The 23,452-nt window shown below is 30.9% G+C and carries 15 protein-coding genes and 3 pseudogenes; 4 read left to right on the forward strand and 14 right to left on the reverse strand.

Annotation, left to right across the window (positions count from 1 at the left end; translation table 11 throughout):
* Positions 1-24 precede the first annotated feature (24 nt).
* Positions 25-1,023, reverse strand: a complete 999-nt coding sequence (gene holA / locus B8869_RS03615) for a DNA polymerase III subunit delta (RefSeq protein ID WP_084230360.1) — start codon at positions 1,021-1,023, stop codon at positions 25-27.
* Positions 1,001-3,250, reverse strand: coding sequence for a DNA internalization-related competence protein ComEC/Rec2 (locus tag B8869_RS03620; RefSeq protein ID WP_084230361.1), 2,250 nt, complete (start codon positions 3,248-3,250; stop codon positions 1,001-1,003). The genes holA and B8869_RS03620 overlap by 23 nt, the downstream gene beginning before the upstream one ends.
* A 71-nt stretch (positions 3,251-3,321) precedes the next feature.
* On the opposite strand from B8869_RS03620, the gene B8869_RS03625 reads away from it, so the two are divergent.
* On the forward strand, positions 3,322-4,824 hold the full coding sequence (locus B8869_RS03625) for a hypothetical protein (protein ID WP_084230362.1): 1,503 nt from the start codon (positions 3,322-3,324) through the stop codon (positions 4,822-4,824).
* Between the two features lie 53 nt (positions 4,825-4,877).
* Here the strand turns inward: B8869_RS03625 and B8869_RS03630 are convergent, their stop codons facing one another.
* The 8 genes and pseudogenes from B8869_RS03630 to proB form a co-directional block, all read right to left on the reverse strand.
* A complete protein-coding gene (locus B8869_RS03630) occupies positions 4,878-5,783 on the reverse strand; it encodes a DMT family transporter (protein WP_084230363.1) in 906 nt (301 codons plus the stop codon).
* A gap of 14 nt (positions 5,784-5,797) precedes the next feature.
* Complete coding sequence (locus tag B8869_RS03635) at positions 5,798-6,784, reverse strand: IS30 family transposase (protein ID WP_084230364.1); 987 nt, start codon at positions 6,782-6,784, stop codon at positions 5,798-5,800.
* Positions 6,785-6,898: 114 nt separating this feature from the next.
* Positions 6,899-7,081 (reverse strand): hypothetical protein, encoded by a 183-nt coding sequence (locus tag B8869_RS03640; RefSeq protein ID WP_084230365.1) that lies wholly within the window; start codon positions 7,079-7,081, stop codon positions 6,899-6,901.
* A 305-nt stretch (positions 7,082-7,386) separates the two neighbouring features.
* A pseudogene (locus tag B8869_RS12615) lies at positions 7,387-8,371 on the reverse strand (IS30 family transposase).
* Between the two features lie 105 nt (positions 8,372-8,476).
* Positions 8,477-9,307, reverse strand: a complete 831-nt coding sequence (locus tag B8869_RS03650) for a homoserine kinase (protein ID WP_084230366.1) — start codon at positions 9,305-9,307, stop codon at positions 8,477-8,479.
* Positions 9,301-10,737 (reverse strand): threonine synthase, encoded by a 1,437-nt coding sequence (thrC, locus tag B8869_RS03655; protein WP_084230367.1) that lies wholly within the window; start codon positions 10,735-10,737, stop codon positions 9,301-9,303. Before thrC ends, B8869_RS03650 begins: the two co-directional genes overlap by 7 nt.
* 2 nt (positions 10,738-10,739) lie before the next feature.
* Complete coding sequence (locus B8869_RS03660) at positions 10,740-12,002, reverse strand: glutamate-5-semialdehyde dehydrogenase (RefSeq protein ID WP_084230368.1); 1,263 nt, start codon at positions 12,000-12,002, stop codon at positions 10,740-10,742.
* Complete coding sequence (gene proB, locus B8869_RS03665; RefSeq protein ID WP_084230369.1) at positions 11,980-12,765, reverse strand: glutamate 5-kinase; 786 nt, start codon at positions 12,763-12,765, stop codon at positions 11,980-11,982. Before proB ends, B8869_RS03660 begins: the two co-directional genes overlap by 23 nt.
* A 316-nt stretch (positions 12,766-13,081) precedes the next feature.
* On the opposite strand from proB, the pseudogene B8869_RS12620 reads away from it, so the two are divergent.
* Both B8869_RS12620 and B8869_RS03675 read left to right on the forward strand, forming a co-directional pair.
* Positions 13,082-14,078, forward strand: a pseudogene (locus tag B8869_RS12620) (IS30 family transposase).
* A 26-nt stretch (positions 14,079-14,104) separates the two neighbouring features.
* On the forward strand, positions 14,105-16,450 hold the full coding sequence (locus tag B8869_RS03675) for a bifunctional dihydroorotate dehydrogenase B NAD binding subunit/NADPH-dependent glutamate synthase (RefSeq protein WP_084231052.1): 2,346 nt from the start codon (positions 14,105-14,107) through the stop codon (positions 16,448-16,450).
* A gap of 48 nt (positions 16,451-16,498) precedes the next feature.
* Here the strand turns inward: B8869_RS03675 and B8869_RS03680 are convergent, their stop codons facing one another.
* Both B8869_RS03680 and B8869_RS03685 read right to left on the reverse strand, forming a co-directional pair.
* The gene (locus tag B8869_RS03680) at positions 16,499-17,008 is read right to left on the reverse strand and encodes a cysteine hydrolase family protein (protein WP_084230370.1); all 510 of its coding nucleotides are present in this window, start codon (positions 17,006-17,008) and stop codon (positions 16,499-16,501) included.
* 273 nt (positions 17,009-17,281) lie between these two features.
* Positions 17,282-20,362, reverse strand: a complete 3,081-nt coding sequence (locus tag B8869_RS03685) for an S-layer homology domain-containing protein (protein ID WP_159445233.1) — start codon at positions 20,360-20,362, stop codon at positions 17,282-17,284.
* 172 nt (positions 20,363-20,534) lie between these two features.
* Here B8869_RS03685 and B8869_RS03690 point away from each other — a divergent pair.
* A pseudogene (locus B8869_RS03690) lies at positions 20,535-21,522 on the forward strand (IS30 family transposase).
* On the opposite strand, the gene B8869_RS03695 reads toward B8869_RS03690, so the two are convergent.
* On the reverse strand, positions 21,514-21,852 hold the full coding sequence (locus tag B8869_RS03695) for a hypothetical protein (protein ID WP_084230372.1): 339 nt from the start codon (positions 21,850-21,852) through the stop codon (positions 21,514-21,516). The pseudogene B8869_RS03690 and the gene B8869_RS03695 overlap by 9 nt on opposite strands.
* A gap of 703 nt (positions 21,853-22,555) precedes the next feature.
* Positions 22,556-23,416 carry a DsbA family protein gene (locus B8869_RS03705; protein ID WP_084230374.1) on the reverse strand — a complete coding sequence of 287 codons (861 nt, stop codon included), beginning with the start codon at positions 23,414-23,416 and terminating at the stop codon, positions 22,556-22,558.
* Positions 23,417-23,452: the final 36 nt, after the last annotated feature.

Below are 23,452 nucleotides of genomic sequence, written 5' to 3' on the forward strand. Positions count from 1 at the left end.
ACCCGGGAAATCCCGGGTTTTTTGTTATATAACCATCTTTACCAATAGACTTTCAAACATTGCTCTCTCGTCTACTGTTCTGGTCTTTATAGTGTGATCATATTCTAATAAAAGTCCATATATCTCTTTTAACTTTTCTTTTTCATATCTAGTCGCAGATACTCTCAATTTAGAAAATTCATATTGCTTTATCCCAAGTTGTTCCATTATTTTATTATCCGGATAACCCTGTTCTTTTAAATTTTTATATGACAACAACAATCTAAACTGCCTTGATACCATATAAAAAATCTTTTGTATAGGCTCTCCAACTTGGTATAGATTGTTTAATTCTAAAAGAGCTGTAGAAATATTTTTGTTAGTCAAAGCCTCTAAAAAATTAAAAATATTTGTGTCTATATTTGAAATATAAACTTCATCTATCATATCTCTTGAAACAACATCTTTCGCTATGGCTAAAATCTTGTCTACTTCATTTTTCACATCATACAATACAATACTTAAATTTCTAGAGTTATAACTAGACTTTTGAGCTAAGTAACTTATATCTGATGGAGATATTTTAAATCCTCTTTCTGAAATATAATCACCCAAAAATTTTCTGAACTCATTTTCTTTTAATTTTGGAAACTCTACATTCTTCTTTGTCTTTGAAAAATATTTGTAGAACTTAGTTGTCTTTAACACTTCATTTTCATAGTCTAAAAATATTAAAATAGAAGTTTCACTCATATCTTGCATCATTTCTATTATTTCATCTTGTACATTCTTTATAGAATCAACAAAATTTTTAACAATGACTATTTTTTTTAAATCAAATACCGGCAATGTCTCTACAGCTGAAATCAAAGTTCCTATTTCTAAATTTTTCCCATCTATATACTGTAAATTAAAGTTTCTAAAATTTTCAGAAGTTTGACTTTCAATTATATCTTTGAGCACCCTATCCATCATTAGCTGCTCACTTCCATAAAATAAGTATGCCCCACTTATATCTGTATTATAAAGTTCTTGATAAACCATAATTCTCCTTTAATTCTCTCTCATTAATCTTCACCAACAATATTAACACAATCAAATCCATAAAAAGAGCTATAATATTAACTCTATAATCTCTTTTTTCAAGATAACCACTAAATTTAATCTTATTTCCCAATTTGAAATTTATTTCTCCAACTTGTGATGTAACCTTGTAATTAGTCTCCAACAATTTAAGCATTGAAGTCACTTCTTCATGCGGATGTCCATAAGAATTATCTATCCCCGCAGAAATTGTTGCAAACTTTGGATTGCAACTCTTTAAAAATTTAGCTGAAGTTGAATTCCTGGAGCCGTGGTGTGCTACCTTCAAAAAATCTATCTCGTTTCCTATGCCATCTATCATGCTGGCATCTCCAGTGAAAAGTGCTCTAAACCATTCAAGCTGAACTAACATTATCATAGAGTTGTCATTTTCTTCTCTATGTTCCAAATAGTTATTTAAACTATAAAAATTTATTCCATTCTCACTCAACTTATTTCCCTTAGTAAATTGTCTTAGATTACTGTGTGTATTTAAAGTCCTTACATAATCATTATCAGCAATATAAGGTACATAAGCTTCTTTTATTTCTATATTGCCTATTAAATCATATACTCCATCCACATGGTCTTCATCAAAATGAGATATAAATAGCTTGTCAATTTTTCTTATTCCCTTAGCTTTTAAATAGTTTAATAGATATACCTTGCCCGGTCTAAAATTTGAAACTCCTCCGCCAGTGTCTACTAAATAATTTTCACCTCTATAACTTATGTGAGTTGAATCTCCTTGACCCACATATATTGCATTTATCTGTAGCTTAGAATTATCTATTATGCTATTTACCGCCAATAAACTTGTACAACATACAATAGTTACAAATACAAATTTATTAAATCTATATTCCTTAAATTTTATGTCCCTTACTATAAAAAATATTGCCAAGTATAAAATTAATATGTAAACCAAACTTGGTTTAGGGATGTTTATTTTACAATTTACATTTAACACTTTGGGTATAAAATCTGTAATCCTGAGTAAAACTTCTATAGATGGCTTAACTATAAATCCAAAAGGTGTAAAAGTTGCTATAAAACCTAAAATAATAGCAATTGAATAAATTGGAACCAATATTACATTTGATACTATGGAAATAGGATTTATTTCGTAGAAAAAATATGCCATAACTGGAGATATGGCAATAAAAACACTCATAGAAACTCCAAATGCCCTTGTAAAAAAGTTTTTCTTATATAGATAGCTATACCTCTTATATGAAATCAAAATGCCCAATACAGCCGTATAACTCATCCAAAATGAAATCGAAAAAATATTGTAAGGGTTTAATAAGAGTATCAACAAGCCGCTCATTTCCAAGCTCTTAAGCGGGCTATATTTTTTATATAACACGAATGCAACCAACTGACAGCTTGCCATTATAAAAGCTCTTACAGCAGCTACTGGAGCTCCCACCAGCCATATATATGTATAAGTTAACCCTATAGCTAGAAATCTTCTAATGAGTTTAGGTATTTTTAAAATTTTAAATATATTTTCTAAACAAGCTAACACTATCCCTATATGAAAACCTGACATTGCAATTAAATGTATTATTCCAAGATTTCTATAAGTAGTTAATTCCTGCTCATCTATGTAGTCAGAGTCTGATAAGATAACAGATGTTAAAAACTCTCCATGCTCTTTAGACAAATTGGTAAAACTATTTTTCACATGGTTTTTAAACTCTTCTCTTAATCCAAATAGTTTATTCTTTCCAACTATCTCTTCATTTTTTGAAAAAACAATGAATTTTATATTCTTGCTCAGTAAATATGTCTTGTAATCAAAATCTGTGGAGTTCATCTTTCCAATAGGATTAGAAACTTTTCCAGAAAACTCAACTACATCTCCTATTGCCAAATTATTTTTAGAATATAACAATACATTTTTTCTATTAGCTATTTTGACTACGTATTTATTTTCATTCTTTACATAGTCATCCACTACTATTCCAGTTGTTGAAATATCTTTAGGTATCATTTCTCTCTCTATAACATTAAAACTGGTTATTAGATAAAATGATATAAATAATATCAAATATTTATTTAACTTATTCAAATTTGAGTATTTTAAAATTCCAAAGAATAATATCAAAATTGAAACACCTATTACATACTTCGACATTGGAATAAGATATCCAAATAAAATGCCTAAGAATCCAATTTCCATACTACACCTCTTTTAAATCCTAATTATATTTTACAATAATCTATGATAAAATAGTATTGAAAGAGGTAATTATGGAAGAAAGATATATTAAATTAGCTTATGAAAAAATACATACTTCAGATATTGAAAGTATAAGAGAAATTGATGGTATTAAATATGCCCTACCAAAGAGTACAAATGTATTTTTTGGCACAGATAATATAGTTGGAGATAAATTTAAAGTCAACGATGAAAAACCCGAAGCCAAAGAAATTTCAAATCAAATATATTTTAAAACTAACTCAAACAATTTAAAATTTGAAATTGACTACACCCAAAGACTTGATCTGATCCAACAAATCACTGCAAATGCAATAGTTAGAATTATAATTAACAAGGCTACAAATTTAAAAATTGACGACTACTACATAAGTCCTGTCGACAATCAAATCATAATTGATTCTAACGACATTAGCTTTATGCAAATAGAACAAATAGAGTCTACTGCAAATCACCTTATTTTAAGTAATCTATCAACTAACAATACAGGAAGTATTTTGATGGTTCGAGGATATGGTAGTGTTGAGTCAGTTGGCCCAGTTTGTGAAAGAATTGGAGAACTTGGACTTCTAAAGATCAAATCTGCATCTAGAAAAAATGGAAAAATATCTATTCACATAGTGAGTGGTAAGAGAGCTATTGACGACTACTTTGAAAAATCTAAAATTGTAGAAAATCTTCAAAGTATCTTAAATGTAAATCAATCCGAGATATTAAAAAAGGTTAAAGAAATTAAACTTGGTAAAGTTTCAAGGGAAAGTAGACCTTCTGAAATGATTTATAGTGATTCAAATAAACTAAATCCTCTATCTGAAAACAACACGAAAAATACTGAGGAAGCTAATGAATCTCATAACATCGTTGTTGAGCCTTTAATTTCTAAAAATGAACCTGTTGAAACCGAAATCGATGAAGAAATAAATACTAAAAATTCAGAAGAAGAATCTTCTAAACCTTCTGTAGCCAAAGAAATAGCTACTAAAAATAATCCTGAAGTAGAAACTACACCTAGTGCTGAAAAAATAGTTACTGAAGAAAATTCTAATATAGAAAATAAAGAAATTGTAAACGAAGAAGATGTCGTTTCAGAAAAACAAGAAGAAAAAATTGTAGAACATACTGCCCAAGTAATAAACTTAGTTGAACAAGCTAATAAATCTAAAGCTACAAATCCTTTGGATAAGTTATCAGAAGAAGCACTTAAAATAACTAAATTCGCCACAGATGTAGATGGAATACATTTTATTTATAAAGTTTTTAGAAATAAAAGTGTTCCTGAAGTTATTAAACATGCAAAAGAAATTTCTAATTTACCAGACTATATTTCAATTTTAGGATTCCCTATAGGTGATATTTCTAATTTCTATGTGGTGCGTTCTAAAAATTTGAATGTAGATTTAAAAAATATCTTGGAAAAAATAAATCCGAAATTATTCTTAAAGAGCTCTGGCAACATGTATGAAGTTGAAGGTTCTGTACACACTCAAAACTTGGCAACTGTTATGGAATCTTTCTTACTAAATATTAAAAACTAAAAATAAATTTTAACCCCATATAAATGGGGTTATTTTTATGCCACTATATAAAATTATAATTTCTTATTTAAAACTAATACACCTATTATAACCATGATAAAACCTATTAAAAGTCTTATGTTAAAATCTTCTCCCAATATTATCACTGAAAGTATTGAACCAAAAATCGGCACGAACAATTTATATATTCCAAACTCTCCAGCAGATTGATTTTTTAAAACCATGTACCATAGAGTAAATGCAGTAGATGATACAAATCCACCGTATATTATTAAAAGAATTCCTTTAATATTAATTGTCCATACTGTCTGTTTTAACATTAAACCAATCACTATAAGCGGAATGCATCCCACACAAAATTGGAAGGTTGATATTACAAATGAGTTTATTCCCGCACCTTCTTTTTTCACAAGCACAGTAGCCAGTCCATTTAAGGTAATTGCCATAATTATTGCTCCCTCACCTAAAAGTGAAAATGAAGTACTCAAATCACCACCAGAGTTTACATATATTATCCCAATTGTCCCTATGCAAAGAGCCAATAATTTACGCTTATTTAGCCCATCCCCTTTTATCAAAAGAGCTGAAAAGATTACAATAATAAATGCATTAAAAGATTGTATTACAGATGCTTTAACCCCTTTTGTATAGAATAGACCTGTGTAGTAAAAGATATAGTGCAGAGTAATTTGCAACAATGCTATTTTAATTAAGAACCTATAGTTTAAATTTTTAAAATCAACTTTTTCTTCTCGATTAAATATTTTAAAATAAAATATAGTTATAAGTCCCGCAATAAAAAATCTAATCCCAGCTACTAATAATCTTGAGCCAATATCTCCCTTTACAATTGATAAAAACTCATATTGCATTTTTATCATGGGAATTGCCGAACCCCATAAAAACATACAGAAAAGTGATATAAATATTGCCTTCCTTTTGTCTTGACGAATTGTCAAATCAAATGCAACACCTATGGTAAGAGACCAAAAAGTTCTTCTTTAGGTGTTTTATATTTTATACATTTTCTAGGTCTATTATTCATTAAACTTAAGTTATAATTTAATTCATCAATATTCACTTCTGATAAATCCATACCCTTAGGATAAAACTCCCTCAAAAGTCCGTTACTATTTTCATTTGTACCTTTTTGCCATGCACAATAGGGATCACAAAAATAAGTTTTGCATCCTAATTCTTTTTCTATTTTCTCAAATTCTGAAAATTCTTTACCTCTATCAAAGGTTATTGTTTTTACTAATTCTTTTGGATAATCTTTTAATGCATTTATTATTGCTGGTGTTACGCTTTCCGACTTTCTATTTTCAACTAGGATTGCTATATAATATCTAGATTTTCTTTCTGCTAAAGTTACGAAACAACATCTACTTTTCCTTTTATGATCTAATCTGCCTGATTCCACTGTATCTGCTTCCCAGTGGCCTAATTCTTGCCTTCTGTATATCTCTTTAGGTCTTTTCTTAATTGTTCTACCTTTATCATTGAATTTTCCTCTTTTTTCTGCTGGCCTTTTAAATTTAGCTTTTCTTCTCAAATTTTTCATACTAGTTTTTGTCAGCTTTTTGGCGTGTATCATTCTATATATCGTTGATGTAGATGGTAATTCATGAATCTCATTTGTGTTTCTATTTGATATTTGTTCAGGGGACCAATGTTCGTTAATCTTTACAGTTAAATAATCAATAACATCTTTAGAAAATTTACTTTTTCTATGGCAGTCTTTTCTTCTATCAATATATTTATCATTTGCCTTTATCGGAAAGTACTTAGTGTAACTTCCCCTACTAACTTTTATCTTAGATGAATTTCTTTTAATTTCTCTAGATATTGTACTAGGTGACCTTTTAAGTGCTTGTGCAATTTTCCTTATACTCATTCCTAAATTTAAAAATTGGTAAATACAAGATCTTTCTTCTATGGTAAGATGGTTATAGCTCATAGTTAATCACTCCTTTTAATATGTTTTGTTTGGTCACTTACATATTAACACAGCTGATTAGCTATGAGTTTATTTATGTTGCACTTGTTATGATAAATTATCTATTGTAAAACATTAATCTTTATATCTTTCTTCAATTAGTGTTTTTAGTTCTTCTAAATCTTCTTCTGTGGCATGATTTCTTATGAAATTTCTTGCAGACCTTCTCAAAGTTAGATAGTAATTTCTTTCCTTATTGTTTTGTTCCCATTTTCTAGAAGCTTTTCTTTGGGCTTCACTTGTTTTTTCTTCGTTCATTGTCTAATTCCTTTTCTAATTTTTGCTTTTTATTTTTCTTAATTGCTAATATTATTAAAAGCAAGAGAATGATTATAATAGATATCCCGATTAAAATGTTCAAAGCTTGATTTAACATAATGTTTTTGGTAGAATCCACTTAGGAGAGGGTTATTCCCTCTGCCTAAGTTTTTTAATTTTTAGCTTTAATTCTTGTATCTCTAATTTAGTCTTTTTGTTTTGCAGACCTAATTGATTAATTGTTAGAGTTGCAATTATTAAAGCTATTATTTTTTCTAGACGAATTGTCAAATCAAATGCAACACCTATGGTAAGAGACCAAAAAGTTCTTCTTTAGGTGTTTTATATTTTATACATTTTCTAGGTCTATTATTCATTAAACTTAAGTTATAATTTAATTCATCAATATTCACTTCTGATAAATCCATACCCTTAGGATAAAACTCCCTCAAAAGTCCGTTACTATTTTCATTTGTACCTTTTTGCCATGCACAATAGGGATCACAAAAATAAGTTTTGCATCCTAATTCTTTTTCTATTTTCTCAAATTCTGAAAATTCTTTACCTCTATCAAAGGTTATTGTTTTACTAATTCTTTTGGATAATCTTTTAATGCATTTATTATTGCTGGTGTTACGCTTTCCGACTTTCTATTTTCAACTAGGATTGCTATATAATATCTAGATTTTCTTTCTGCTAAAGTTACGAAACAACATCTACTTTCCTTTTATGATCTAATCTGCCTGATTCCACTGTATCTGCTTCCCAGTGGCCTAATTCTTGCCTTCTGTATATCTCTTTAGGTCTTTTCTTAATTGTTCTACCTTTATCATTGAATTTTCCTCTTTTTTCTGCTGGCCTTTTAAATTTAGCTTTTCTTCTCAAATTTTTCATACTAGTTTTTGGCAGCTTTTTGGCGTGTATCATTCTATATATCGTTGATGTAGATGGTAATTCATGAATCTCATTTGTGTTTCTATTTGATATTTGTTCAGGGGACCAATGTTCGTTAATCTTTACAGTTAAATAATCAATAACATCTTTAGAAAATTTACTTTTTCTATGGCAGTCTTTTCTTCTATCAATATATTTATCATTTGCCTTTATCGGAAAGTACTTAGTGTAACTTCCCCTACTAACTTTTATCTTAGATGAATTTCTTTTAATTTCTCTAGATATTGTACTAGGTGACCTTTTAAGTGCTTGTGCAATTTTCCTTATACTCATTCCTAAATTTAAAAATTGGTAAATACAAGATCTTTCTTCTATGGTAAGATGGTTATAGCTCATAGTTAATCACTCCTTTTAATATGTTTTGTTTGGTCACTTACATATTAACACAGCTGATTAGCTATGAGTTTATTTATGTTGCACTTGTTATGATAAATTATCTCTTTAAAAAGTTCCATATACCTTAGCTCCCTCATTGTCTACTTCACAATCAAAAACCTTCCAATTGTTTTTCAATTTGCTTAGCTTTTTAAATTCTTTTGAAAAATCTGTTTCTGCTTTTCCAACTAGCAATATTGTTGAACCAGAGCCACTTAAAAATAGTTTTGAATTTTCTCCATTAAAAATTTCTTTTACAGATTCATATTCATCTATATTTTCAAATCTTTTTTGTTGATGAATTGTGTCTTCAGGAGCAGATTTTAATAACTCAAAGTCTCCAAGTCTTAGTGCATTTGTAATCATAGCTGCCCCAGCTATATTTTGTACTGCCTCGCTTGTCGAAAGTGTTTTAGCAACCAAAGTTCTTGAAACTTCTGTAGACATCTCAAAATTTGGCACTAAAGCATAAAATTTTAATTTTTCAGACACTTCTACTTTAACAACAGTATCTCCAAAAGCTATAGTGTGCCCTCCGAAGATAGCTGCTGCAACATTATCAGGATGTCCCTCTAGTTCAGTAGCCAGTTTTAAAAGCTCGTACTTATCCAATTTTGAACCATTGTATTCATTGGCAGCCATAAGCCCCGCTACTATACATGTTGCTGATGATCCAAGCCCTCTACTTCTAGGCACTTCTGACACTCCACTTATATCAACTTCAGGACAATCCAACCCCAATTTTTTGAAATAAAATTTAAATGATTTTGAAATCAAGCTACTTTCTTTTAACTTGCCTAATTTGAATTCAAATTCATTGTATATATTAAATGCCATACCAAAGCTGTCATATCCAGGACCTATGTTTGCTGAAGTTGCCGGTACTCTTACTAACATAGTATTCTCTCCTCTATAAATTTTTTGATATTTTCTTTTTCTATAACTATTTCGTCTCCATCTTTAATATCAACTTGTTTTAAGAATTCAATATCATTTGAAAGTTTTGCAACTTTTTCTATTGCATCCTTTTCATCTTTAAGATCAAGACCTATTGCTTTAGAAATCTCCATAGCAAATTTTATTGGAGATGCTGTAGCTGCTATTAAAACTTTTTTATTATTTTCTTTTAAATACTCTTCGGCTGCCTTTACAGCTACTGCTGTGTGAGTATCTATAACATATCCTGACTTCTTATAAATTTTATCTATTATTTCTAAAGTTTCTTCTTCACCGCATGAATATCCATGCATATTTAGATCGTGTTTATACTCAAATTTACCTGTATCTTTTAAATCATTCATAATACTTTCAATTTCACTAGCATTATTTGACTTTAGTGATAAATATCTTTCTAAGTTACTTGATACCAATATGTCCATTGATGGAGAATTTGTCTTATAGAATTCTCTGTGTGTATCGTATATATTTGTATTTATAAAATCTTCAAGTATATTATTTTTATTTGATGCACATATAAAATCTTCTATTGGAAGTCCCATTTCTTTTGCAAAATATGCAGCCAATATATTCCCAAAATTTCCTGTTGGAACAGTTACCGCTACACTATCTCCATTTTCAATTTCTTTATTCTTTACCAATTTGTAATATGAATAAAAATAATAAGCTATTTGCGGAACTAATCTCCCAACATTAATTGAGTTCGCAGAAGTTAGCATATATTTTGCACTTTTAAGCTTCTCTTTGAAATCTGAATCGTTAAATATCTTTTTTAACGCTGATTGAGCATCGTCAAAATTCCCTTCTATTGCAACTGCAGTTGCATTTTCAGCTCCGGAATTTACCATTTGAGCTCTTTGAATTAAACTTATACCATCTGTTGGATAGAATACTATTATCTCGCTATCTTTCACTCCAGCAAATCCACTTATTGCAGCAGAGCCAGTATCTCCAGATGTGGCAGTTAATATTAAAGTCTTATCATCAACTTTATTTTCTTCTTTTGCTATTTTAATTAGTCTTGGAAGTAATGAAAGAGCAAAATCCTTAAACGCTCTTGTTTTTCCATGGAATAATTCCATAAAATATAGATTATCTACATTCTTTATTGGTAGTAAATCCTTAGGGAATGTATCATAAGCTGCCTCTATCTCTGTTTTTAATTTTTCTTTGTCTAAATCATCAAATATTGTTGAGATTACTTTATATGCAAACTCAGTGTAGTCTAATCTCTCTATTTCTTCTTCATTAAAATTTATTTTTTCAATTTTTTCCGGTATAAAAAGTCCACCATCATCAGCTAAGCCTTTTAAAAGTGCTTCTGCTGTTGAATTCACAAAGCTTTTTCCTCTTGTACTATAATATTTCATTTCTAACTCCTTGTCTGACCTTCTCCAAGTAAAACATACTTATATGTTGTGAGTTCCTTTAGACCTACAGGTCCACGTGCATGTAGTTTTTGAGTTGATATTCCTATTTCAGCTCCAAAGCCAAATTCCGCTCCGTCGGTAAATCTCGTGCTAGCATTTACATACACACAAGCCGAGTCCACTTCATCTGTAAACTTCATAGCATTTACTAAGTTCTCCGTTACTATAGCTTCTGAATGGTTTGTTGAATACTCGTATATGTGCTCTATAGCCTCGTCTACTCCGCTCACTATCTTCATAGAGAATTCATAATCTAAATATTCCGTTCTATAATCTTCATCAGTTGCCAAGATAACTTCATTTAATTTTTTAGAACTCTTTTCACAACCATGAACCACTATATTATATTTATCTATTATATTCTGCAACCCAGTGTAAAATTCATCAGATACCTTTTCGCTCACCAACAATGATTCAAGTGCATTACACACTCCTATTCTCTGTGTCTTAGCATTTTCAAAAATTTTAAGAGCTTTCTCAATATCTGCTGAATCATCTATATATAGGTGACAATTTCCAACTCCAGTTTCTAAAGTTGGAACATTTGAATTTTCTACTACAGAATTTATCAATCGTTGGCTTCCCCTTGGTATTAAAAGATCTATATAACCTCTTAGCTTCATAAGTTCAACTGCTGACTCTCTGCTAGTATCTTCTATTAATGTTACCATATTTCTATCAAATCCGGCTTTTTCTATTCCATATCTTATAGAATTTGCTATTGCCTTATTTGAGTTTATTGCCTCTTTGCCGCCTCTTAAAATAATTGCATTTGAAGATTTAATCGCAAGTATTGCCGCATCCAATGTTACATTTGGTCTTGCTTCATAGATAACCGCCAACACTCCTATAGGAACTCTTTTTTTACCTATTTGAATTCCATTTGGCAATTTATTTACTTCGTCCATGTTCCCAACCGGATCTTCTAAATTTATTATTATATCAACTGAGTTTGCCATAGAATTTATTCTGTCTCTTGTCAAAAGCAATCTATCTAACAATCCATCACTCATTCCATCAGCTATGCCATTTTCTATATCCACTTCATTGGCCTTTAGTATTTCTTCTGAGCTGTTTTGCAAACTATCTTTAATTGACTTTAAAACTCTATTCTTATCAAGAGTTGATAGACGTCTTAACTCTCTACTCGCTCTCTTAGTTTTATTTGCTATTTCTAATAAATCATCCCTTAAAGATTGTCCCAACTTCTTCTCCCTTAACTATTCTTCTAATATTTTTCAAATCATCAGAATTTGATATTACTACGTCTATTCCCTTTTCCATACACATAGTGCAAGCTTTTATCTTGGTTGCCATGCCACCGGTCCCAACACTTGAGTCCGAACCCTTTGCCATTGAAATTAATTTATCATCTATTATATTCACTTCTCTTATGAGTTCTGCATCTGGATTCTTATTTGGGTCATCTGTATACAATCCGTCGATGTCTGACAAAAGTATCAATAAATCCGCATCTATAAGCCTTGCCACAACAGCAGACAATGTATCATTATCTCCAAACATAATTTCAAATGTAGAAATGGTGTCATTTTCATTTACAATCGGCACAACTTCCATCTTCATCAACTGGTCAAATGTGTTTCTAGCATTTCCACTCATTTGCTCATCAGTTTCAATCATCTTTGTAAGTAGCACTTGTCCAACTCTATATCCGTATTCTCCAAATGCTCTGTTGTATGTATTCATCAATGCTACTTGACCTACTGCAGAAGTTGCTTGCTTGCCTATTGTATCTCTTGGTCTCTTTTCCATGCCAAGTTGTTTCGCCCCACAAGCTATAGCTCCAGAAGAAACTAGCACGACACTTATCCCCTTGTCTTGTATATTGGAAATTTCCTTTGCCAGCTCTTCTATTCTCTCTATATTAACTGCTCCATTTTCATGTGTAATCGATGAAGATCCTATCTTTATTACTATTTTTTTTAATCTATTACTAAACTCTCTCATTCTTCCTCCCGCAATGTTACAGTTTAATATACTACACTAAGTTTTCTAATTCAATAATTTAATAATTAATTTGTTCGCACTAATAATCTCTGGAATACTTTATTTTACAAACACCAAGATCGATTTTTATGGTTTTTCACTATATGGATTGTTATTTAAATTGCTATTCAGTATAATATAGTAGTCTAATTTATAAAAGAGGTGTTTTTATGTAGATAATTTATCATAACAAGTGCAACATAAATAAACTCATAGCTAATCAGCTGTGTTAATATGTAAGTGACCAAACAAAACATATTAAAAGGAGTGATTAACTATGAGCTATAACCATCTTACCATAGAAGAAAGATCTTGTATTTACCAATTTTTAAATTTAGGAATGAGTATAAGGAAAATTGCACAAGCACTTAAAAGGTCACCTAGTACAATATCTAGAGAAATTAAAAGAAATTCATCTAAGATAAAAGTTAGTAGGGGAAGTTACACTAAGTACTTTCCGATAAAGGCAAATGATAAATATATTGATAGAAGAAAAGACTGCCATAGAAAAAGTAAATTTTCTAAAGATGTTATTGATTATTTAACTGTAAAGATTAACGAACATTGGTCCCCCTGAACAAAATATCAAATAGAAACACAAATGAGATTCATGAATTACCATCTACATCAACGATATATAGAATGATACACGCCAAAAAGCTGCCAAAAACTAGTATGAAAAATTTGAGAAGAAAAGCTAAATTTAAAAGGCCAGCAAGAAAAAAGAGGAAAATTCAATGATAAAGGTAGAACAATTAAGAAAAGACCTAAAGAGATATACAGAAGGCAAGAATTAGGCCACTGGGAAGCAGATACAGTGGAATCAGGCAGATTAGATCATAAAAGGAAAAGTAGATGTTGTTTCGTAACTTTAGCAGAAAGAAAATCTAGATATTATATAGCAATCCTAGTTGAAAATAGAAAGTCGGAAAGCGTAACACCAGCAATAATAAATGCATTAAAAAGATTATCCAAAAAGAATTAAGTAAAAACAAATAACCTTTGATAGAGGTAAAGAATTTTCAGAATTTGAGAAAATAGAAAAAGAATTAGGATGACAAAACTTTATTTTTGTGATCCCTATTGTGCATGGACAAAAAGGTACAAATGAAAATAGTAACGGACTTTTGAGGGAGTTTTATCCTAAGGGTATGGATTTATCAGAAGTGAATATTGATGAATTAAATTATAACTTAAGTTTAATGAATAATAGACCTAGAAAATGTATAAAATATAAAACACCTAAAGAAGAACTTTTTGGTCTCTTACCATAGGTGTTGCATTTGATTTGACAATTCGTCTGTATAAAATAATGCGAAAAGAGCTTTTAGCTCCGAACATTTACTTAATGGATGTATATGCTCCAAGAGTTGCCGCATCAGCTCAACCCGGACAGTTTATAATAGTCATCACAGACCAATACTCAGAAAGAATTCCACTAACAATATCTGATTACGATATGGAACGTGGAACTGTTCAAATTGTAGTTCAAGCTTCTGGACCATCTACTCAAAAACTTTGTGCCCTTGAAGAAGGTGCTGTCCTAAAAGATTTCGTTGGACCATTGGGTGTTCCTTCAGAATTTTTAAAAGAAGATTTAGAAGAACTTAAATCTAAAAAATATCTTATGGTTGCCGGTGGTGTCGGTACTGCTCCAGTTTATCCTCAAGCGAAATGGCTACATGAACATGGTGTTCCAGTTGATGTAATCATCGGTGCTAAAAACGAAGAATTTGTAATTCTTGAAAAAGAACTTGGTTCTGTATGTGACAATCTATACATATGTACTGATGATGGTAGCTACGGATTCAAAGGTCTAGTAACAGATAAAATTGTAGACTTAATTGAAAATGAAAATAAAAAGTATGACCAATGTGTTTCTATCGGGCCAATGATAATGATGAAATTCGTATGCCTGACAACTAAAAAATACGAACTTCCTACTATCGTTTCATTAAACCCTATTATGGTTGATGGTACAGGTATGTGCGGAGCTTGTAGAGTTGCTGTTGATGGCGTTATGAAATTCGCATGTGTTGAAGGTCCTGAATTTGACGGTCACTTAGTTGATTTCGACTCTGCTATTGCAAGACAGAGACAATTCGCAGATAACACTGAAAACTACCTAGACTTAAAGAAAAAAGACCATACTTGTAATATAGATATTGCAATTGCTAAACAACATAAAGAAATTCTTCATGACATCGAAGAAAGTCTTACTGGTGAAAATGATAAAGCAGTTGAAGAAGTTGTTAAGAACGAAAAATTTGATAGATTTACAAGAACTCCAATCTCAAATCAAGACCCTGAGGTGAGAAGCCATAACTTCGAAGAAGTTTGTCTTGGATATACAGAAGAAGAAGCTGTTATAGAAGCTAAGAGATGTTTAAACTGTAAAAAACCTCTGTGCGTTGGTGGATGTCCTGTATCTATAGATATCCCTGGATTTATAAAAGAAATAGCAAACGAAAACTTCGAACAATCTGCTAAAGTTCTTTCATTATACACAGCACTTCCTGCAGTTTGCGGTAGAGTTTGTCCACAAGAAACTCAATGTGAACAAAGATGTATTCTAACTAATAAGGGAGATGCAGTTGCGATCGGTAAACTTGAAAGATTTGCTGCAGACTATGCAAGAAAAAGTAATGTAACTCTTTCTGAAAAACCAAGATCAAACGGACACAAAGTTGCAATAATCGGTTGTGGTCCTGCTGGTATATCCTGTGCCGGAGAACTTGCAAAGATGGGATATGAAGTTACTATATTTGAAGCTCTTCACCAAAGTGGTGGTGTATTAGTTTATGGTATTCCAGAATTCAGACTTCCAGACGAAATAGTTAAACATGAAGTTGAAAACTTAATTAAAATCGGAGTTAAAATTGAAAATGATATAGTTGTTGGTAGAACTGTAACTATAGATTCTCTAATTGATGATGAAGGTTTTGAAGCTATATTCATAGGTTCTGGAGCAGGTCTTCCAAGATTTATGAACATTCCTGGAGAAAACTTAAACGGAGTTTACTCTGCAAATGAATTCTTAACAAGAAACAACCTTATGAGATCATTTGAAAGTGAATATGACACTCCAGTAGTGCTTGGTAAAAAAGTTGCCGTTATAGGTGGCGGTAATGTTGCTATGGATGCTGCAAGAGTTGCAAGAAGACTTGGTGCAGAAGTTGATATAGTATACAGAAGAACAGAAGAAGAACTTCCTGCAAGAGTTGAAGAAGTTCACCATGCAAAAGAAGAAGGAATTACATTCAAAATGCTAACTGCTCCAGTTGAAATCTTAGGAACTGAAAGCGGATGGGTTCGTGGACTTGTAAATGTTAAAAACGAACTTGGTGAACCTGATGAATCAGGAAGAAGAAAACCTGTAACAATAAAAGGTTCTGAATACGAAACAGAATATCAAACAGTTATCATGGCTCTTGGTACAAATCCAAACCCTCTAATAGCTTCTACTACAGATAACTTAGAAACTAGCAAATGGGGCGGAATTGTAGCTAACGAAGATGGTCAAACTTCAAGACAGGAAATTTTTGCCGGTGGAGACGCTGTAACTGGTTCAGCTACAGTTATCCTTGCAATGGGAGCTGGAAAAGATGCCGCTGCTGCAATTGACCAATATATAAGAAATAAATAACTAAAAAATAAGACCTCTTAGCTTAGACTAGGAGGTCTTTTAGTTTAACTATATAATTTTTATTTGATTCATTTCCATTGCTCTAAGTGCATTTTCGTGACTTTCTACACTCACTCCAGCACAACAACTCTTGTCCACTTCTATTGGTGTATTCGGTAAATACGCCTTTATTAAAAGCGCATTTGAAATTACGCAAATATCAGTACACAACCCAACCAATGTTACACTTTCTATTTCATTTTCTCTATTTAAATTTTGTAACTCTTCTCCTAACTTGATTGAGCCAAAAGTTCCCTTGTCAAAAATTTTACCTTTTATTTCCAACTCAGGGTGAATTTTCCACCCATTAGTTCCCTCAATGCAATGTTTAACGGGCAGATTTCTTCCCTCTTCAGTTTCAAGATAATTTTCCTTATGAGTATCTCTTGTGTAGTACACTTTTCCATCAAATGTATCAATTTTTTCTTTTACGTTCTTTACTATTCCAACCGCTTCTTCCGTTCCCAAACTTCCGGTTATAAAATCATTTTGCATATCTACTACAACTAAAACTTTCATCTTACACCTCTTTTAAAAACTTTAGGATCTATAATATCTGTTGGGGAGTAAATCTCTAACAGATATTTATATATGAAAAATACAAAAGCCACTTATAGGAATTTAGTCCTAAAGATCTTGTACTAAGTCCAACATAATGGAATCAGCTTATTTCATTATGTTACATAGTAGTTCACAGATAAGTTTTTAAATCAGCGCTCCACAAATTTTAAATCAAATCAAATATAGAAAACCATTATCTTTTCATAAAGTGCAGATTTAAAGATTCTCTTATTATTTAATTTTATTGATGTTAAATATAATCTGCGCAATTTCCCCTCTTGAAAGTGGTTTTTTCCCATTGAAGTTCCCATCATCCATTCCTAAAATTATTTGTGATTTAGAAAGTTCTCTAACAGCTTCGTTAGCCCACTGAGGAATTTTGTCTTGATCTTTAAATTCTTTTGCTTCACCATCAAAGTTAATTTTCTTCATTTGCTTGTAACGGTAAAGAATAGTTGCCATTTCTTCTCTCGAAATTTCTTTGTTCGGTGCAAAGTTTTTTGCATCCATTCCGTAAACAAGTCCAATTTCTTTTGCCCAATTTACATATTTCGCATAATAAGCATTAATATCAATATCTTGGAATATTTTGTCCGCAGTAAGTTTATTTACTTTTTCAAATCTTCCCAGAACAGCAATGAACTCAGCTCGTGTCATAGGTCGATTAGGTTCAAAGCGATTACCTTTTACTATATCATCAAATAGCCCATTCTCTAAACTAAAATTAATTGCTTCTTTTGCCCAATGATTAGCAATATCCGAATATTCTTGTGATTGATATCTTTTGTCTTCCTTTACTGCATTTACAGTTCGCACTGGTGTGGAATCTTGAGGAGTAGAATAATACCTGTATATATTTCGTGAAAATTCGTCTCTTTCTTTAAACCATGGTTTCTCAACTTCTGGCTCATGTGGTTTCGGAACTTCTGGTTCATGTGGTTTCGGTATTTCTGGTTCATGTGGTGCAGGAATACTTGGGTCAGGTGTAGGCGAAGGATTCTTTTGATCTGTTTCAGGTGGAGTCGTTTTTTCCTCTTGTTTTACTTCATCCAATACACGTTTTAAATCCCCAATTGCAACATTCATTTCATCTAAGGATTGTCCATTAAGTGCAGCTTCAGCAGTTTTTAGAGTGTTCTCAAATTTTTCTTTTAATTTTGAATCTGGAGACAATTTCTTTGTTTTTGCTTCTTCCACCAAAGTCTTCAGTTCTTCTCTTGCAGCCTTCAAAGTTTCTGCCTTGTTTTTTTCTCTTAGATTATCTTCATTTTTATGGATCGCTTCTTTTTTAATATCATTAATTTCATTAACACTTCCAGCTACATTCAAACGTTCTACATAGCCTTTCACTTCATCTTGTGATAAATTAGAAAGCTTTTCTACTTCCACGATTGCAGCTTTTTTTGCGGCTTCAAGATCTTCTTTTGTCCTACTTCTTTCTTCGTTGATTTTTGTGTATCTTTCAACAATTGCTGTAATTTCGGAAATGTCTCTTACTGCTTTAATTTCCTCAATAGCAGACTCTAGTTCAGATTCACTTAGTTCTTTTAAGTTTGTTACTTTTTCCAAGGCTGCAGCTTTGGCTTTAGATAAATTAATTTCTACCCCCCTCTTATATGCACTTTTTATAGCATCCATTATTTTAGCGTCTTGAATATCTTTTTTGAATTTGCTCTTATCCTCATTTGTTAAGTAAATCAAGTCATCAACTTTTTTGCTGTACTCATTTTTTGCATCTTCAAGCATCTTTTCTTGACTTATTTTCTTGCTCTCTTCTTCATATTTACTTACAATTTTATCAATTTCTACTTTATTACTTGCTTTTTTTAGTTCCTCTTCGGCTTGAGCAAGTTTTTCTTTCGGTAAGTTTGTCAGATTTTTTATTTTATTGAGAGCATCCTTCCTCTGGTCTTCAAGTATTTTTGCTTTTTCATTTTCTATGCTTTTATCTAAAGCCTTTTGATAAATGGCTTTTACAAAATTTCCTGACTCAGCTTTTTCAACTTCTTCAATAAAGGCCTTTCTATCATTTTCTGAGAGAGCATGGAGTTTATTAATTTTATCTTTTGTTTCTTCTTTCAATTTACTCAAATTATTTTTAATACCATTTTCTGCATCAAGATTTCTATATTTCTTGGAAATTTCGGCAATTTTAGAGTATTCCTTTGCCGTTTTTATTTCTTTTTCTGCCTTAGCTCTTTGTTCATCAGATAGATTATTTAAATTTTTAATTTCTTCCAGAGTTTGATTTCTAAACTTTTCAAGCTCATCTTTTTCTGAATCTTTTTTCCTTGCCTCTTGGACAAAGCCATTGATTTCTTCCTCAGTGGAGGCGCCTATTACTTTTCCTATATAATTTTGCTTAGTCTTTTCATCAAGTTTTTTTAGAGCTTCAATAATTTTTCTCGCTTCTTGACGCTTAGAAACAAGCTTATCCCTAAGGTTCGGCAGGATAATATTTTCTAAAGCATTTACTGCCCGATCCACTTCTTCTTGTGTTCTGTCTTCTTTTTCTAGGTTGTTTTTAATTGTTTCAATTTGTACTTTAAACTTTTCTTTCTTTTCATCGGGGTAGGTCTTCAGTTCTTCATAAAGTGGGCTTGCTTTTGTCATGTCTACTTTATAAGTTTCAGTCACAAGATTAGAAGAATTAAAGTTTTCACCTACTTGAGAAAATTTAAATTCCGCATTATTAGGAGTGCTTTTCGGAATAGAATAGAATAATCCGCCATCTACTAATGTAAGGTCTTGATTTAATGATGACTTATTAATAGTATATGTTTTTTTTTCATTTCCTTTTACAAGTTTAAGTTGTGGAAATTTATTTTGAATTGGTGTTGGCTCAAGATTCTTATTATCAGGAAGAGAAATAGTAAAACCTGCCGAGGCATTTGCATTTTTACGCTCTTTAAATTTTACATCAGGTGCTTCATAAGTATTCTTAAAACGCATTTTCTTGCTAATGGATTTCCCTTTTCCCTTTTCTTGATGAACAACAACAAATTCATCCCCGATATTTGCTCCATACTCAGTTTGCAACTTTTTCATTGTAAAGTCGTAGGAAATTGCATTAGCTGTATTTTTTTTATCAAATATGAATTTTTTCCATTTACCATCACTTTTGGTGTGTACAACCATTTCTATAGACCCTGTCATCTTCGAAGACATCATAATCTTATCTTTTGTTTGCTCCACAATTGGTTCTAAACTTCTTTCTCCCTTAACAGTAATATTACCTACTCTAGTCTCTTTATTTCCCTTTACAATATAAAGTTCAATTCTGTCCCCAGCAGTGAATTCTCTAAATAGCATTATAGAACTTCCTACTAGTCCCATGATTTGAACACTAGTGTAATCTTCTTTAATGTCGTCATTTTTTACAGATAATTTATCATAACAAGTGCAACATAAATAAACTCATAGCTAATCAGCTGTGTTAATATGTAAGTGACCAAACAAAACATATTAAAAGGAGTGATTAACTATGAGCTATAACCATCTTACCATAGAAGAAAGATCTTGTATTTACCAATTTTTAAATTTAGGAATGAGTATAAGGAAAATTGCACAAGCACTTAAAAGGTCACCTAGTACAATATCTAGAGAAATTAAAAGAAATTCATCTAAGATAAAAGTTAGTAGGGGAAGTTACACTAAGTACTTTCCGATAAAGGCAAATGATAAATATATTGATAGAAGAAAAGACTGCCATAGAAAAAGTAAATTTTCTAAAGATGTTATTGATTATTTAACTGTAAAGATTAACGAACATTGGTCCCCTGAACAAATATCAAATAGAAACACAAATGAGATTCATGAATTACCATCTACATCAACGATATATAGAATGATACACGCCAAAAAGCTGCCAAAAACTAGTATGAAAAATTTGAGAAGAAAAGCTAAATTTAAAAGGCCAGCAGAAGAAAGAGGAAAATTCAATGATAAAGGTAGAACAATTAAGAAAAGACCTAAAGAGATATACAGAAGGCAAGAATTAGGCCACTGGGAAGCAGATACAGTGGAATCAGGCAGATTAGATCATAAAAGGAAAAGTAGATGTTGTTTCGTAACTTTAGCAGAAAGAAAATCTAGATATTATATAGCAATCCTAGTTGAAAATAGAAAGTCGGAAAGCGTAACACCAGCAATAATAAATGCATTAAAAGATTATCCAAAAGAATTAGTAAAAACAATAACCTTTGATAGAGGTAAAGAATTTTCAGAATTTGAGAAAATAGAAAAAGAATTAGGATGCAAAACTTATTTTTGTGATCCCTATTGTGCATGGCAAAAAAGGTACAAATGAAAATAGTAACGGACTTTTGAGGGAGTTTTATCCTAAGGGTATGGATTTATCAGAAGTGAATATTGATGAATTAAATTATAACTTAAGTTTAATGAATAATAGACCTAGAAAATGTATAAAATATAAAACACCTAAAGAAGAACTTTTTGGTCTCTTACCATAGGTGTTGCATTTGATTTGACAATTCGTCTACAGAATTAACTAGGGTTTTTTTTAGTTGTTCATTACCGATAATAAGCTTCATTAGAAGTCTATCTCCAAAAGCAAGTTTATTATCGTCCATTAATTTTTTTGTATTTATATGAAGTTTTGTATCACCAATCTCAGGTGCTTTTGAGAAATACATTCTCATTTCCAATTCTTGACTTTGAACCTTTGCTTTATCCAATGTTTCTGACGCTGCTTGGACAATGTTATTAGGTAATGATGTCGCAATTGTGGCGATACTCATTGCTAAAGCGAGTGTTCGAATATTTTTTTTGCTTATTCTCATAGGCTCTCCTTTTAATTTATTTTTTTCAATTCATAATATAATAGATTCTTTTTAACTGTCAATAAAATTTTTACATTTTCTCAAAAAATTTTATGTAAAAAAATTAAAAGTAACTTCTAGGAATTTAGTCATATATATAATGAGTAAAAAGAAGTCTTGGATGTGGATATAGGTGAAAAATAATAATATTAATTTGTTAGCTTTTTATGATCTACTTTCAAATAGAATTTAAGTCCATTATTCTAGACTTCTAAAAATTAATGGTAATCATATCCCTAGTAAAAAATATACTATTAATTTAAGAAAAAAAGTATGATTGTTAGTCTTGTGGTCGTCCTTTTGAAAGAGATTTTGATTTTATTGCTTAATCCTAGTGCCGTGAATAATATGCTTGTTTTTACTACTCTTGCTGAGTTTGACGAGTCTATTCTATCTTTTCTATTCCTAAAAACTTTAATATTTCTTCTAAGCTTAGAACCTATTTTAAGAGAAGCAGGAGTCTATTAAGAAGGCCTGCTTATATTCTAACTTCTGATTTAAAAAATATTTTTACTTGTAAGTAATGATGGGGAAATGGATAAAAAATTCAAAACCCTAGTGTTTTTTGTTTCCTATGTTCATTTTTAGAATTATTAGTTGCTTTAGAATTGATAGTTTGATTAGCATATATGTTCTAATTTCTACATAAAAAGAGAGACTCGAGTTAACAAGTCTCCCCAATATTTGATATAGAGCCAAACTTTATCTCCTTAGTATCTCCTACAATCTTAATTTCAACTAAATTATTCTCCTTCAAATTATTTAAAGTATTCTTTACAAGCTCCTCATCTGTAAATAACTCATATATCTCAGGCAAAAACACTCTCTTGTATTTCTTTATAAAATCAAAAATATTTTCTTCACTCTGCTCTATTTCAATTGGTTTTAAATCTGAATGCTCAAATATAAAATTTAACAATTCTTCTTTAGATTTATATCCTTTAATAAGAAATTCTCTTCCCTTTTCATTAACATACATAAAATTTGGAAAAGCTTCAAGCCTTCTGTCAAAAGTGCTCATCCTATCTTCTAAGAAACTTTGATTAGAATTTTCTTCAAAACTTTCTAAAAACTCTTCAAAGTCTATTCCAACTTCATTTAAAAGTGGTTCAATGTTTTTTACTTGCATAGTATCTATTCCATCAACTATTGTGGCTTCTCTTAATTTTCTTAAAAATAAATTTGCCTTATCAGACGAAGTTTCTCTTGCTGCAATAAAAAACTTATCCAATTTATTTGTACTCGGATTTTCTCTTGAAAGTAAATTCGGAATATCTTTAGACACAGGCATCTTGTGAATTGTTGAACCAGCTGTCCAAATTCGTCTTAGTATTCCATTTGCCGTTTCATTTGAGTCCTGATCTTTCATGTTCATAGGCAAAATATCATGGTAATCAGAAATCATTCCTCCCATTATATTTTCAAATTCAATTTTATTTCCAAATAAATAATCTATTGCTCTTAATACTTTCTCTTGCCCCCAAGACCATGTGCATACAACATCTGAAAAAATATATATCTTCATAACTCTACCTCAATTTAAATTTCATACTCATACTAT

The sequence above is a fragment of the Peptoniphilus asaccharolyticus DSM 20463 genome, from assembly GCF_900176115.1.
Classification (GTDB): domain Bacteria; phylum Bacillota; class Clostridia; order Tissierellales; family Peptoniphilaceae; genus Peptoniphilus; species Peptoniphilus asaccharolyticus.